The following is a 13,621-nucleotide window of genomic DNA, read 5'->3' on the forward strand; positions in this document are numbered from 1 at the left end:
ACGGGACCGCGGCCCGGACCCGTGCCCGGGAACGGACCTGCGATCGGGGCCGCACCCGCACCCGCGCCCGGGCTCTCCGCCGGGCCGGGCCGCCGCCCGGGACCCGTCCGGGGGTTCCCGCTACTTGTCGATGTCGCCGACGACGAAGAAGAGCGACCCCAGGATCGCCACCATGTCCGCGACCAGCGTTCCCGGCAGCAGTTCCACCAGTGCCTGGATGTTGTTGAAGGACGCCGACCGGAGCTTCAGCCGGTAGGGGGTCTTCTCGCCCTTGGACACCAGGTAGTAGCCGTTGACGCCGAGCGGGTTCTCGGTCCACGCGTACGTGTGGCCCTCCGGCGCCTTGAGCACCTTCGGCAGCCGCTGGTTGATGGGCCCCGGCGGCAGCTCGGCCATCCGGTCCAGGCAGGCGTCCGCGAGGTCCAGCGCGTTGTGCGTCTGCTCCAGCAGGCACTCGAAGCGGGCCAGGCAGTCGCCCTCCTGGCGGACCGGGACCCGCAGGGTGTCCCGCAGCTCCCCGTAGGCCAGGTACGGCTCGTCGCGGCGCAGGTCGAAGTCGACGCCCGAGGCGCGCGCGATGGGCCCCGAGACCCCGTACGCGTGGACCGACGCGGGCGACAGCACGCCGACCCCGCGGGTACGGCCCCGGAAGATCTCGTTGCCGAGGACGAGCCGGTCGTACACGTCCATCCGCGAGCGGACGTCGGCGACGGCCTGGCGGGCCCGGCCGAGCCAGCCGGCGGGCAGGTCCTCCTTGAGGCCGCCGACCCGGTTGAACATGTAGTGCATCCGGCCGCCGGAGACCTCCTCCATCACGGCCTGGAGCTCCTCGCGCTCCCGGAAGGCGTGGAAGACCGGGGTGATGCCGCCCAGTTCGAGGGGGTAGGAGCCGAGGAACATCAGATGGTTCAGGACCCGGTTCAGCTCGGCGAGGAGCGTACGGGTCCACACCGCGCGCTCCGGGACCTCCATGCCCAGCATCCGCTCGACGGCCATGACCACGCCGAGCTCGTTCGAGAAGGCGGAGAGCCAGTCGTGCCGGTTGGCCAGCATGATGATCTGCCGGTAGTCCCGGGCCTCGAAGAGCTTCTCGGCACCGCGGTGCATGTAGCCGACGACCGGCTCGGCCTCCCGCACGACCTCTCCGTCGAGCACGAGCCGGAGCCGGAGCACGCCGTGCGTCGAGGGGTGCTGCGGCCCGATGTTCAGCACCATGTCGGTGCTCTCCGCCGCGCCGCCGATGCCGACCGTCGTCTCCGTCATGCGGTCAGTATCCCCCCTGCCCCGGCGGCTCCGTCGCCCCGCCCGGGACGCGCTGGGTCAGCCACAGGAAGTCGCCGAGACCGCCGCGGGCCGTGAGCTCGGCGGCCTCCCCGGCGGAGGAGAGGGCGCGGACGTAGGCGGCGGGATCCGCGGAGGCGAGCGAGAGCGGCGGCCGGCCGCCGGACACCCCGAGCCGGCCGAGCGCCTCCCGCTGCGTGACCAGCTCGGCCGGGTGCCGCCCGTCCCCGCCGCCGGCCGCCGCGCACGCGTCGAGCGCCACGTGCGCCGTCACGTCGCCGCCGCCGTCCGGGACCGGCGGGACCTCGCGGCCCGACCGGAAGCCGGTCAGTGACCCGAAGGGCGGCCGGGTCTCCCGTACGTGCGCGTAGTCCACGGCGACCGCGCGGCCCGCCGCCAGCGAGGCCACCGCCGACGCCCACGCCTCGTCGCGCGGCCGGCCGATCTCGGCCCGCGCCCCCGGCTCCGCCAGCGGCCACCAGCGGGCCAGCCACTCCGCGTCCGCGCCCGAGACCGGACCGCCGAGCCGCTCCGCGCCGTCCTCGCGCACCTCCACGTACCGGGCCGTGCCCGCGGAGTCCGCCTCGGCCACGTCCACCGGCACGTTGTCGAGCCACTCGTTCGCGAAGACCAGCCCGCGCACGCCGCGGGGCAGCCGATCGGTCCAGACGACGCGCGGATCGAGCCCGGCGGGCCGCGGCGCCCGCTCGACGGCGTACGCCCGCACCGTGAGGCCGCCGGGGACGATGCCGGGCGTGCCCGCGGGGACGCGGCCGGGGGCGCTGGCGACGCCGGCCGGGGTGTCGCCCGGGACGCGGTCGTGCGGGCCGCGCCGGGCGCCGCCCGGAGTGTCGTCGCCGCCCGCGACCGCGGCGAGGACCCCGGTCAGCAGCTCCCCGCGCCCGGCGCCCACGTCGACGAGGTCGACCTCGGACGTCCCCAGCTCCTCGGCGACCTCCGCGAGCAGCCGGGCCACCGCCCCCGCGAACAGCGGGGAGGCGTGCACCGAGGTGCGGAAGTGCCCCGCGGGCCCCTCGGGCCGCAGATAGAAGCCCCCCGGGCCGTACAGCGCCCGTTCCGTGGCCTGCCGCCACCCCTGCCACTGACACGTCTCATCCGTCACGCGCCCCAGTCTCCACCTCGGGGAGTACGGGTCCCGCGCCAAGGATCGACCCCACGGTTGATCCCTGCACCTTTCTCCCTTCCCTACTCTGGGTGACGTGCAGCGCCTTTACGACTTCATCCGCAGACACCCCACGGGCGTCGACACCTTCTGGGCGGTCGTCCTCCTGGGGTTCTCCATGCTGTGGGTGGTGTCGTCAGGGGGCACCTCGATGGGGGGACACCCCGCCGGGTACGCCCTCGTGGCGGTGCTCTTCCCGCTGGTCGTCGCCCTGCGGCGACGCGCCCCGGAGAAGATGCTCCTCCTCTCGGTCGGCCTCGGTCTGGCGCAGCTCGCCTTCGGCCTCCAGCCCTTCCCGGCCGACTTCGCCATGCTCGTGATCATCTACACCGTCGCCGCGCACGACGGACCGCGCTGGGCGTCCCGGCTCGCGCTGGCCGGCGGGCTCTGCGCCGCGACGCTCTCCCAGCTGAGATGGCCGGCGGAGGGCCCGCAGTCGGGCCTCGCCCAGGTCTTCTTCACCGTCATCATGACCGTGCCGTTCGCGCTCGCCTGGGTCCTCGGCGACTCGCTCCGCACCCGCCGCGCCTACTTCGCGCAGCTGGAGGAGCGGGCCTCCCGGTTGGAGCAGGAGCGCGAGGCCCAGGCCAAGGTCGCGGTCGCCGCCGAGCGGGCCCGGATCGCCCGCGAGCTGCACGACGTCGTCGCGCACAACGTGTCGGTGATGGTGGTGCAGGCCGACGGCGCGGCGTACGTCATGGACTCCTCCCCGGAGACGGCCAAGCAGGCCCTGGACACCATCTCCACCACCGGCCGGCAGGCCCTCGCGGAGATGCGCCGGCTCCTCGGCATCCTGCGGACCGGGGAGCACCAGGAGGCCGGGGAGTACGTGCCGCAGCCCGACGTGAAGCAGATCGAGGACCTGGTCGAGCAGGTGAGGGGGGCCGGGCTGACCGTCGACTTCGCGGTCGAGGGGAGCCCCCGTCCGCTGCCCAGCGGCGTCGAGCTCACCGCGTACCGGATCGTGCAGGAGGCCCTGACCAACACGCGCAAGCACGGCGGTCCCGACGTCGGCGCCAGCGTCCGGCTGGTGTACTTCGACGACGGCCTCGGCCTGCTCGTCGAGGACGACGGCCGGGGAGCGCCGCAGGAGATGTACGAGGACGGGGGAGCCGACGGCCGCGGCCACGGCCTGATCGGCATGCGGGAGCGGGTCGGCATGGTCGGCGGCACGCTGGACGCGGGACCGCGCCCCGGTGGAGGCTTCCGCATCAGCGCCCTGCTCCCTCTCAAGCCCGCTCACTGACGACCCCGAAGGAAACTGATGTCCATCCGCGTGATGCTTGTCGACGACCAGGTGCTGCTGCGCACCGGCTTCCGCATGGTGCTGGCCGCCCAGCCGGACATGGAGGTCGTCGCGGAGGCGGGCGACGGGGTCGAGGCGCTGGAGGTGCTGCGCGCGACGGCGGTCGACGTGGTGCTGATGGACGTCCGCATGCCCAAGCTGGACGGGGTGGAGACGACCCGGCGGATCTGCTCGCAGCCGGACGCGCCGAAGGTGCTGATCCTGACCACGTTCGACCTCGACGAGTACGCGTTCTCGGGGCTGAAGGCGGGGGCGAGCGGCTTCATGCTGAAGGACGTGCCGCCGGCGGAGCTGCTCGGCGCGATCCGCTCGGTGCACAGCGGCGACGCGGTGGTGGCCCCCTCGACCACCCGGCGGCTCCTGGACCGCTTCTCGCCGATGCTGCCGTCCTCGGGCAAGGAGCCCGAGCACAAGGAGCTGGGCCGGCTCACGGACCGGGAGCGCGAGGTGATGATGCTGGTCGCGCAGGGCCTGTCGAACGGCGAGATCGCCGCCCGTCTCGTCCTGTCCGAGGCGACGGTGAAGACCCACGTGGGCCGCATCCTGACCAAGCTGGGCCTGCGCGACCGGGTCCAGGTCGTCGTCCTGGCGTACGAGACGGGCCTGGTCCGCGCGGGCGGCGGCGCGGCGGGCTGAGCGGACGGGGCGCCCCGCTCCGGCTGAGCCGGCCGGCCGGAGCCCGCCGGGGACCGCCCGGGGACCCCGTCGGGCGGCCGCTAGCGGAGGACGCTCTCCAGGAAGTCGCTGCCGAGGCGGGCGACGACGGCGACGTCCAGCTGGTGCAGGACGTACCGGCCGCGCCGCTGGGTGGTGATCAGACCGGCCTTCCGCGGAGTACGAGCCGCGGGCCAGGCTGCGGCTCAGCCGCATCCGCATCGGGTGGGCGACCGCCTCCAGGCGCAGCTTGACCGTGTCGACGGGGGCGCCGCCCCCGAGGTCGCGGGCGGGCACCGGGTACTGGATCACGGGCTGCCAGCCGGGGGTGTGCAGGGCGAACAGGTGCGGCCAGCCGAAGGCGGTCGGCAGGAACGTCACCCCGGTGCCCTCCGCGCTGGTACGGGCCTGGGCCAGCTTGTCGACGACGATCCGGGAGCCCTCCGCGTCCTCCTCCAGGACCATCGCGGAGGACGCGTCGGCGACGGCCTCGGCCAGGCCCTTGCGGCGCATCAGCTCCGTCTTGTGGCGGGCGTCGGCGGCGAGCTGGACCCGGACCCGGCGCCAGGTGTCGGCGAAGAAGGCCTCGTCGCAGTCCTCCAGGAGGCGCCGGATCCACGCGCGCGTACCGGGCGGGTCGGCGAGCATCCGCTCCACGAACGCGGCCTGGCGCGGACCGCGCGCGGTGGCCAGTTCGAGCGCCCGCCGCCGCGTCCCCTCGTCGACGAGGGGCGAGGGAGCGCCGTCGGAGTAGCGGCTCGCGCAGGAGATCTCCAGGGCCGAGCCCACGTACTTCTCGTCGTCCATGCGGTCGAGGTCGTCCAGCTCCTCGGCGAGGGTCGCGCGGGGCCGGGCGGGCAGCAGGATGTCGGACCGGCTGGATCGCCACATGAAGTCGGCCTCGTGCAGCCGGTCCGCCAGTTCGGGCTTCAGGGCCGCGGAGGTGGCGGTCGTCCAGGCGTGCAGCCGGGCGTGGTGCGCGGGCTCGGCGAGGGCGTGCAGGGCGTTGCCGAGCTCCGCCAGCGGCGAGGGGCAGAAGGCGATCCGCTCGTGCGGCAGTCCGGTGATGTCGATGGTCACGCTCACCCCCCTATGGTGCGGGGTGGCCCGGCGGAGCTGTCGTGTCGTTTGACGGCCCCCGTCAATCGACGGCGCGTTCCCGGGCGCCGTTTGACCGCCCCCGTCAAACGACGGGCCACGGCGCCGGGCCGCGGCGCACGGTGGGGCCATGAACGCGCTGCACCAGTACCTCTTCGACACGTACCGCGCCGAGCAGCTCGGCGAGCCGGCCCCGCCGGCGCCCGGCACCCACGACGTCGCCGTGCTGCGGGCGGTCCGCGACCGGCGCCGCTTCGAGCGGGTCCTGGCGGGCCGGCCGGCCCGGGGCGGCCTCCGGACCGCCCTGCGCCGACTGCTGCGCCTCCGGGCCCGGGCCTGCTGACGGCTCGACGCGCCCCCGGGGGCGCTGACGGACCGGCCGCGCCGCCGGGGGCGCGGCCGGTCCGTCCGCGCCGCCGGGGCCGCTGACGGACCGGCCGCGCCGCCCTGGGGCGCCCCAGACCGCCGGGCGCGGGACCGCGGTGGGCCGCTACCCGACCCGCGACACGAACTCCCGCACCGCCTCCCGGACGTCCTCCGCCGTCCACTCCAGGCCCGCTTCCCCCACCGTCAGCTCCGTCAGGGCGACCCCCGGCGGGCCGCCCGCGCCCGGGGCGAACCAGCGGCGGAAGAGGACCGTGCCCGTCTCCTCCGTCTGGGCCAGGGCCGCCGCCGTCAGGGCCTCGGCCCCGTACGGCAGCCAGACCTGGAACTGGTGGGTGTGCGGGGTCTCCGGGTGGACCCGGAACCATCCGGTGCCCGCCTCCGCGAGCGCCTCCCGGACCGCCGCGGCCACCACGCGCGCGTGGGCCACGTACGAGGGCAGCCTGGGCAGTTCCTCGTCCAGGCCCCGGAGCGCGGAGAGCGCCGCCGGGTACTGCTGGAAGACCAGGCCCCCGTACCGGTGCCGCCACACCCGCGCCTCGGCCATGACGTCCTCGGGTCCGGCGAGCACGGCGCCGGACTGCCCGCCGAGCGACTTGTAGAACGAGACGTAGACGCTGTCGGCGAGCCCCGCGATCTCCGCGAGCGGGCGGCCGAAGTGCGTCGGGCACTCCCAGAGCCGCGCCCCGTCGAAGTGGACCACGGCGTCCCGCTCGCGGGCCGCCTCCACCACCGCGGTCAGCTCCTCCCACGACGGCAGCACGAAGCCGGCGTCCCGCAGCGGCAGCTCCAGCATCAGCGTCCCGAACGGCTCCGGATGGTCCCGCACCTCCTCGGCCGTCGGCAGCCGCGGGGCGTCGGTCGGGTGGACGGTGCGGAGCCCGGACACGGCTCCGAGCGCGCCGCCCTCGTGGACCTCGGGGTGGCCGAGCGGGTGGAGCGCGACGACGGGGCTGCCGGTCCGCCCGGCCCAGCAGCGCAGCGCCACCTGCTGGGCCATCGTCCCGGTGGGGAAGAACACGGCGGCGGAGAGGCCGAGCTCCGCGGCGACGCGCTCCTCCAGCTCCTCCACCGGGCCGTTCCCGTACGTGTCGACCGGCCCGTCGGCCCGGCCGCCGGCCTCGGCCCAGTCGGCCAGCTCACGCAGGCGCGTGCCGACGGTGCCGTCCACCGACGTGTGCCACAGCTTCCGCCGGGCGCCGCCCCAGACCTTCGCCCGGTACAGCCGGGCCGCTTCCTCGTCCGCCTCCGCCGAGTTCGCCGGGTCCACGGTGCCCCCATCGTCCACAGGTTCCATGGACCGATCATCACACCACCGCCCACACCCTGTGGACAGCCACGGAGCGCCGCGAAACGCTGGCGTAGCATGACCAGAAATCGTCCGGTACCCGCCGAGGACTGGAACGGAAGGCCACCCCCACCGTGAACGCACCCGCAGCGCCAGAGCCCCGAGCCGAGGACCGACCCGCCCGGCTGACCGTCGGCGTCGTCGGCGCGGGCCGCGTGGGCCCCGCCCTCGCCGCCGCCCTCCGGCTCGCCGGGCACCGGCCCGTCGCCGTCTCGGCGGTCTCCGACGCCTCCCGGCGCCGCGCCGCGGAGCTCCTGCCCGACGTCCCCGTCGTGGAGCCCGCCCGCGTCCTCGCCCTCGCCGACCTGGTCCTGCTGACCGTGCCGGACGACGCACTGACCGGCCTGGCCGAGGGCCTCGCCGACACCGGGGCCGTACGGCCGGGACAGCTGATCGCACACACCTCCGGGCGGTACGGGACCCGGGTCCTGGACCCGGTCCGGCGCGCGGGCGCCCTGCCGCTCGCCCTGCACCCCGCGATGACCTTCACCGGCACCCCCGTCGACGTCCAGCGCCTGGCCGGCTGCTCCTTCGGGGTCACCGCGCCGGACGAGCTGCGGCTGGCGGCCGAGGCCCTGGTGATCGAGATGGGCGGCGAGCCCGAGTGGATCGCGGAGGACGCCCGCCCGCTCTACCACGCGGCCCTGGCGCTCGGCGCGAACCACCTGGTCACCCTGGTGGCCCAGTCGATGGAACTGCTGCACAAGGCCGGCGTCGCCGCCCCGGACCGGATGCTCGGCCCGCTGCTCGGCGCCGCCCTCGACAACGCGCTGCGGTCCGGGGACGCGGCCCTCACCGGCCCCGTCGCGCGCGGCGACGCCGGCACGGTCGCCGCCCACGTCACCGAGCTGCGCAAGCACGCCCCCGGCACGGTCGCCGGCTATCTGGCGATGGCCCGCACGACCGCCGACCGCGCGCTCGCGCACGGCCTGCTCAAGCCCGAGCTGGCCGAGGACCTGCTGGGCGTGCTCGCCGAGCCCCCGGCCGGCACCACCGGGGCCGCGGGAGCGGCCGACGGGCCGCAAGGAGACGACCGATGAGCCCGCTCGACCGCGACCGCGCCGCGAGCGCCCGGCCCGACCGCCGCCACCAGCCGGCCGAGCTCCTCCGCACCGCCGAGGAGCTCCACGCCGCCGCGGCCCGCTTCGGGACCCCCGGCGGGAACGCCGTCGTCATGACCATGGGCGCACTCCACGAGGGCCACGCCTCCCTGGTCAGGGCCGCCCGCGAGCGGGTCGGCGACCAGGGCTTCGTCGTCGTCACCGTGTTCGTCAACCCGCTCCAGTTCGGCGCGGGCGAGGACCTCGACCGCTACCCCCGCACCCTCGACGCCGACCTCGACGTCGCCTTCGCCGCGGGCGCGAGCGCCGTCTTCGCGCCCTCCGTCGACGAGGTCTACCCGGGCGGGGAGCCCCAGGTCCGGATCACCGCGGGCCCCATGGGCGAGCTCCTCGAAGGCGCCTCCCGGCCCGGCCACTTCGACGGGATGCTGACCGTCGTCGCCAAGCTGCTCCACCTCACCGCCCCCGACCTGGCCTTCTTCGGCCAGAAGGACGCCCAGCAGCTGGCCCTGATCCGCCGGATGGTCCGCGACCTGAACTTCCCGGTCGAGATCGTCGGCGTGCCGACGGTCCGCGAGACCGACGGGCTCGCCCTCTCCAGCCGCAACCGCTACCTGTCGGCCGACGAGCGCCGCACCGCCCTGGCGCTGTCCGGCGCGCTGTTCGCCGCCCGCGACCGGCTCGCCGCCCAGGAGGCGCTCCGCGCGCGTGCCGAGGCCCTGCCCGGCGCCCAGAGCCGCGCCGACGCCCTCTCCCGGCTCGGCGAGGCCCGGGCCGCCGCCGACGCCCACGCGGTGGCGCAGGCCGCCGACGGCTGCGGCGCCGACGCCGTGCGGGCCGCGGCCCGCGCCGTCCTCGACGACGCGTCGCGGGCCCGGCCGCCGCTCGTCCTCGACTACCTGGCCCTGGTCGACCCGGCCGACTTCACCGAGGTGCCCGACGACCACGACGGGGAGGCCGTCCTCGCCGTCGCCGCGCGCGTCGGCGCCACGCGGCTGATCGACAACACCCCCCTCCTCCTCGGAGCCCCCATGTCCACCACGTTCGGAGCCGCCCAGTGACCGGAATACGGCTGCACGCCCCCGCGCCCGGCTGGGCCATCGAAGCCGACGTCGTCGTGGTCGGCTCCGGCGTCGCCGGCCTCACCGCCGCCCTGCGCTGCACCGCCGCCGGGCTGCGCACGGTCGTCGTCACCAAGGCCCGGCTCGACGACGGCTCCACCCGCTGGGCCCAGGGCGGCATCGCCGCCGCCCTCGGCGACGGCGACACCCCCGAGCAGCACCTGGACGACACCCTGGTCGCCGGCGCCGGACTCTGCGACGAGCGGGCCGTCCGCGCCCTCGTCACCGAGGGCCCCGACGCCGTCCGCCGGCTGATCGCGACCGGCGCCGACTTCGACAAGACCGCCGACGGCGAGATCGCGCTGACCCGCGAGGGCGGCCACCACCGCCGCCGCATCGCGCACGCGGGCGGCGACGCGACCGGCGCCGAGATCTCCCGCGCCCTGGTCGAGGCGATACGCGACCGGGGCGTGCGCACCATCGAGCACGCCCTCGTCCTGGACCTCCTCACCGACGCCGAGGGCCGCACGGCGGGCGTGACCCTGCACGTCATGGGCGAGGGCCAGCACGACGGCGTCGGCGCCGTCCACGCGCCCGCGGTGGTCCTCGCCACCGGCGGCATGGGCCAGGTGTTCTCCGCGACCACCAACCCGGCGGTCTCCACCGGGGACGGCGTCGCACTCGCGCTGCGCGCCGGCGCCGAGGTCTCCGACCTGGAGTTCGTCCAGTTCCACCCGACGGTGCTCTTCCTCGGCGCCGGCTCCGAGGGCCAGCAGCCGCTGGTCTCCGAGGCCGTGCGCGGCGAGGGCGCCCACCTGGTCGACGCCGACGGCGTCCGCTTCATGGTCGGGCAGCACGAGCTCGCCGAGCTGGCGCCCCGGGACATCGTCGCCAAGGCGATCACCCGCCGGATGCAGGAGCGCGGCACCGAGAACATGTACCTCGACGCCCGCCACTTCGGCGCCGAGATGTGGGAGGAGCGCTTCCCCACGATCCTCGCGGCCTGCCGCTCGCACGGCATCGACCCCGTCACGGAGCCGATCCCGGTCGCCCCCGCCGCCCACTACGCCTCCGGCGGCGTCCGTACCGACCTGCGGGGCCGGACGACCGTGCCCGGCCTGTACGCGTGCGGCGAGGTGGCCTGTACGGGCGTCCACGGCGCCAACCGGCTCGCCTCGAACTCGCTCCTGGAGGGACTGGTCTTCGCCGAGCGGATCGCCGACGACATCACCGCGGCCGCCCCCCGCGCCGCGGGCGACCCGGTGCCGCACGCGGCCCCGGTGACGCTGCCGCTGCCGGTGGCCGGCGCCCGGACCCGTATCCAGCGGATCATGACGGCCGGGGCCGGGGTCCTGCGCTCCGAGGCCAGCCTGCGGGAGGCCGCCGAGGCCCTCGACGCCCTGCACAGCGACGCCCTCGCGGGCGGCAGCGACGACACCAAGGCCGGCGAGCCCGGCGTCGACGCCTGGGAGACCACCAACCTGCTGTGCGTCTCCCGCGTCCTGGTCGCCGCCGCCCGCCGCCGCGAGGAGACCCGCGGCTGCCACTGGCGCGAGGACCGCCCCGACCGCGACGACCCGCACTGGCGCCGGCACCTCGTCGTCCGCCTCACCCCGGAGCGGGCCCTCGACGTCCGGACGACCGGCACGCACGACTTTCCCCCCACCTCCGATGCACCCAGGGAGCCGTAAGTGAGCACGCCCGAGGAAGCCCGTCCGCAGCCCGTGGACGTCCCTCTCATCCAGATCAACTCGGTGTCCTCCGAGGAGGAGGCAGGCGGCTGCGGCGACGGCTGCGGCTGCGGCGGCGGCGAGGAGTTCGAGTGCGGGCTCGACCCGGCGCTCGCCGAACTCCTGGCGGCGGCCGGCCTGGACCCCGTGCAGGTCGAGGACATCGCCCACCTCGCGATCGCCGAGGACCTCGACGGGGGCGTCGACGTGACGACCGTGGCGACCGTCCCCGAGGACGCCGTCGCCACCGCCGACTTCACCGCCCGCGAGGCCGGTGTCGTGGCCGGCCTGCGCGTCGCCGAGGCCGTCCTGTCGATCGTCTGCGACGACGCGTTCGAGGTCGAGCGGCACGTCGAGGACGGCGAGCGCGTCGAGGCCGGGGCCGTGCTCCTCAGCGTCACCGCCCGCACCCGCGACCTGCTCACCGGCGAGCGCAGCGCGCTCAACATCCTGTGCCGCCTCTCCGGCATCGCCACCGCCACGCGCGCGTGGGCGGACGCCCTGGAGGGCACGAAGGCCAAGGTCCGCGACACCCGCAAGACGACCCCGGGGCTGCGCGCCCTGGAGAAGTACGCGGTCCGCTGCGGCGGCGGCGTCAACCACCGCATGTCGCTCTCCGACGCGGCCCTCGTCAAGGACAACCACGTGGTGGCGGCCGGCGGCGTGGCCCAGGCCTTCAAGGCCGTGCGGGAGCTGTTCCCCGAGCTGCCCATCGAGGTCGAGGTCGACACGATGCACCAGGTCCGCGAGGTCCTGGAGGCGGGCGCCGACCTGATCCTGCTGGACAACTTCACCCCGCTGGAGACCGAGGAGGCCGTCGCCCTCGTCGCGGGCCGCGCCGTCCTGGAGTCCTCGGGCCGGCTGACCCTGGAGAACGCGGCCGCGTACGCCGCGACCGGGGTGGACTACCTGGCCGTCGGCGGCCTCACCCACTCCTCCCCGATCCTCGACATCGGCCTCGACCTGCGCGAGGTGCGGGCCTGATGCTGCTCACCATCGACGTCGGCAACACGCACACGGTCCTCGGTCTCTTCGACGGTGACGAGATCGTCGAGCACTGGCGGATCTCCACCGATCCGAGCCGCACCGCCGACGAGATGGCGGTCCTGCTCCAGGGCCTCATGGGCATGCACCCGCTGCTCGGCGTCGAGCTGAGCGACGGCATCGAGGGGATCGCCATCTGCGCGACGGTCCCCTCGGTGCTGCACGAGCTGCGCGAGGTCACCCGGCGGTACTACGGGGACGTCCCGGCGGTCCTGGTGGAGCCGGGCGTCAAGACCGGCGTCCCGGTCCTCACGGACAACCCCAAGGAGGTCGGCGCGGACCGGGTGATCAACGCCGTCGCCGCCGTCGAGCTCTACGGCGGCCCGGCGATCGTCGTCGACTTCGGCACCGCGACGACGTACGACGCGATCACCGCCCGCGGGGAGTACGCGGGCGGGGCGATCGCGCCCGGCATCGAGATCTCCGTCGAGGCGCTCGGCGTCCGGGGCGCCATGCTCCGCAAGATCGAGCTGGCCCGTCCGCGCAGCGTCATCGGGAAGAACACGGTCGAGGCGATGCAGTCCGGCATCGTCTACGGCTACGCGGGCCAGGTCGACGGCGTCGTCGCCCGCATGAAGCGCGAGCTCGCCGGTCCGGCCGGCGACCCGTCCGACGTGACCGTGATCGCGACCGGCGGCCTCGCGCCGATGGTCCTCGCCGACTCCAAGGAGATCGACCACCACGAGCCCTGGCTGACCCTGATCGGCCTGCGCCTGGTCTACGAGCGCAACGTGTCCCGCATGTGAGCCCGGCACCACCCCGAACGACCCGGCCGGGGGCGGCCCCGCCGCCCCCGCCGGCACCGGCGCGCCGGAATGATCGCTAAGAGGAAATTGTCCGATTAGCGCGTATCGTCGGCCCATGCCCACGCCATACGGATCCCGCGGCGGCATGGCGTTCAGCGCGGACGAGCTGCGTGTGCTCCGCCGTGCCCTCGCCGTCGCCCTCCACCCCGCCCCCCTCCAGGACGAGGACGTCCGGGACGCGCTGCGCCTGGCCGAATCCGTGGACGAGGCGGTGCGCGAGGCCGGCCGGCTGCGCGCCTTCCTCCTCGACGACCTGGCCCGGTACCGCGAGGCGCTGCCCGGTTCGCTCAGCGGCTACCTGGAGCTCCTCCAGGACGCCCTCGCCGCCGGGTACGACCCCGCGGCCGACGACCTCGCCGCCCTGCGCGCGCTGCGCCGCAACCCCGCCGCCGCGGCGCTGCTCGCCCGCTGCCAGATCCTCGCCGAGCGCTCGGTGCGCGCGCGCCTGGCCCGGGTCTCCCAGGCCACCGCCACCCCCGCGGCCGCCGCCCCCCGGGCCCGGCTGCTCGCCCTCCCCGGCGGGCGCGCGGCGGCCGACGAGCCCAAGCCGCGGCCGCCGGTGCCGACCGAGCGCCCGGTGCCCAAGCCGTCCGAGGTCTTCCCGCCGCGCCGGAGGCCCGTTCCGCCGCCCCCGCCGGAGGAGCGTGTCGCCGGATAGCTAGTCT

General features: G+C 75.7%; 12 protein-coding genes and 1 pseudogene. 9 read left to right on the forward strand and 4 right to left on the reverse strand.

The window, feature by feature from the left end; translation table 11 throughout:
- Positions 1–120 precede the first annotated feature (120 nt).
- The gene (locus ACY0MR_RS20550; protein ID WP_388801375.1) at positions 121–1,263 is read right to left on the reverse strand and encodes an NADH-quinone oxidoreductase subunit D; all 1,143 of its coding nucleotides are present in this window, start codon (positions 1,261–1,263) and stop codon (positions 121–123) included.
- A gap of 4 nt (positions 1,264–1,267) precedes the next feature.
- Positions 1,268–2,404 (reverse strand): SAM-dependent methyltransferase, encoded by a 1,137-nt coding sequence (locus tag ACY0MR_RS20555; protein ID WP_473554598.1) that lies wholly within the window; start codon positions 2,402–2,404, stop codon positions 1,268–1,270.
- 97 nt (positions 2,405–2,501) lie between these two features.
- Here ACY0MR_RS20555 and ACY0MR_RS20560 point away from each other — a divergent pair, with 97 nt between their 5' ends.
- Both ACY0MR_RS20560 and ACY0MR_RS20565 read left to right on the forward strand, forming a co-directional pair.
- Positions 2,502–3,710: a sensor histidine kinase gene (locus ACY0MR_RS20560; protein WP_473554601.1), complete on the forward strand. Its 1,209-nt coding sequence runs from the start codon at positions 2,502–2,504 to the stop codon at positions 3,708–3,710.
- A gap of 18 nt (positions 3,711–3,728) precedes the next feature.
- Positions 3,729–4,406 carry a response regulator transcription factor gene (locus ACY0MR_RS20565; RefSeq protein ID WP_328944035.1) on the forward strand — a complete coding sequence of 226 codons (678 nt, stop codon included), beginning with the start codon at positions 3,729–3,731 and terminating at the stop codon, positions 4,404–4,406.
- A gap of 80 nt (positions 4,407–4,486) precedes the next feature.
- Here ACY0MR_RS20565 and ACY0MR_RS20570 read toward each other — a convergent pair.
- Positions 4,487–5,510: pseudogene (locus ACY0MR_RS20570) on the reverse strand (DUF5937 family protein).
- 142 nt (positions 5,511–5,652) lie between these two features.
- Here ACY0MR_RS20570 and ACY0MR_RS20575 point away from each other — a divergent pair.
- On the forward strand, positions 5,653–5,865 hold the full coding sequence (locus tag ACY0MR_RS20575; RefSeq protein WP_388801365.1) for a hypothetical protein: 213 nt from the start codon (positions 5,653–5,655) through the stop codon (positions 5,863–5,865).
- Between the two features lie 147 nt (positions 5,866–6,012).
- Here ACY0MR_RS20575 and ACY0MR_RS20580 read toward each other — a convergent pair whose 3' ends face one another.
- Positions 6,013–7,203, reverse strand: coding sequence for a threonine aldolase family protein (locus ACY0MR_RS20580; protein WP_388801362.1), 1,191 nt, complete (start codon positions 7,201–7,203; stop codon positions 6,013–6,015).
- 125 nt (positions 7,204–7,328) lie between these two features.
- Between ACY0MR_RS20580 and ACY0MR_RS20585 the strand changes: the two genes are divergently transcribed.
- From ACY0MR_RS20585 to ACY0MR_RS20610, 6 genes are all read left to right on the forward strand, one after another.
- On the forward strand, positions 7,329–8,294 hold the full coding sequence (locus ACY0MR_RS20585) for a Rossmann-like and DUF2520 domain-containing protein (RefSeq protein WP_404085865.1): 966 nt from the start codon (positions 7,329–7,331) through the stop codon (positions 8,292–8,294).
- Positions 8,291–9,376, forward strand: a complete 1,086-nt coding sequence (gene panC, locus ACY0MR_RS20590) for a pantoate--beta-alanine ligase (protein ID WP_388801358.1) — start codon at positions 8,291–8,293, stop codon at positions 9,374–9,376. The genes ACY0MR_RS20585 and panC overlap by 4 nt, the downstream gene beginning before the upstream one ends.
- Entirely contained in the window at positions 9,373–11,067 is a 1,695-nt protein-coding gene (locus ACY0MR_RS20595) for an L-aspartate oxidase (protein ID WP_388801355.1), read from the forward strand. Before panC ends, ACY0MR_RS20595 begins: the two co-directional genes overlap by 4 nt.
- Positions 11,068–12,090 carry a carboxylating nicotinate-nucleotide diphosphorylase gene (nadC, locus tag ACY0MR_RS20600; RefSeq protein WP_361862671.1) on the forward strand — a complete coding sequence of 341 codons (1,023 nt, stop codon included), beginning with the start codon at positions 11,068–11,070 and terminating at the stop codon, positions 12,088–12,090.
- Positions 12,090–12,896 (forward strand): type III pantothenate kinase, encoded by an 807-nt coding sequence (locus tag ACY0MR_RS20605; protein WP_388801350.1) that lies wholly within the window; start codon positions 12,090–12,092, stop codon positions 12,894–12,896. Before nadC ends, ACY0MR_RS20605 begins: the two co-directional genes overlap by 1 nt.
- Positions 12,897–13,041: 145 nt before the next feature.
- Entirely contained in the window at positions 13,042–13,614 is a 573-nt protein-coding gene (locus ACY0MR_RS20610; protein ID WP_388802055.1) for a hypothetical protein, read from the forward strand.
- Positions 13,615–13,621 lie beyond the last annotated feature (7 nt).

The organism is Streptomyces sp. JN8 (genome assembly GCF_055808075.1).

Coding starts and splice junctions, on each gene's coding strand:
- ACY0MR_RS20550 (WP_388801375.1), bottom strand. CDS start 1,263: ATGACGGAGACGACGGTCGGCATCGGCGGCGCGGCGGAGAGCACCGAC.
- ACY0MR_RS20565 (WP_328944035.1), top strand. CDS start 3,729: ATGTCCATCCGCGTGATGCTTGTCGACGACCAGGTGCTGCTGCGCACC.
- ACY0MR_RS20575 (WP_388801365.1), top strand. CDS start 5,653: ATGAACGCGCTGCACCAGTACCTCTTCGACACGTACCGCGCCGAGCAG.
- ACY0MR_RS20580 (WP_388801362.1), bottom strand. CDS start 7,203: ATGGAACCTGTGGACGATGGGGGCACCGTGGACCCGGCGAACTCGGCG.
- panC (WP_388801358.1), top strand. CDS start 8,291: ATGAGCCCGCTCGACCGCGACCGCGCCGCGAGCGCCCGGCCCGACCGC.
- ACY0MR_RS20605 (WP_388801350.1), top strand. CDS start 12,090: ATGCTGCTCACCATCGACGTCGGCAACACGCACACGGTCCTCGGTCTC.
- ACY0MR_RS20610 (WP_388802055.1), top strand. CDS start 13,042: ATGGCGTTCAGCGCGGACGAGCTGCGTGTGCTCCGCCGTGCCCTCGCC.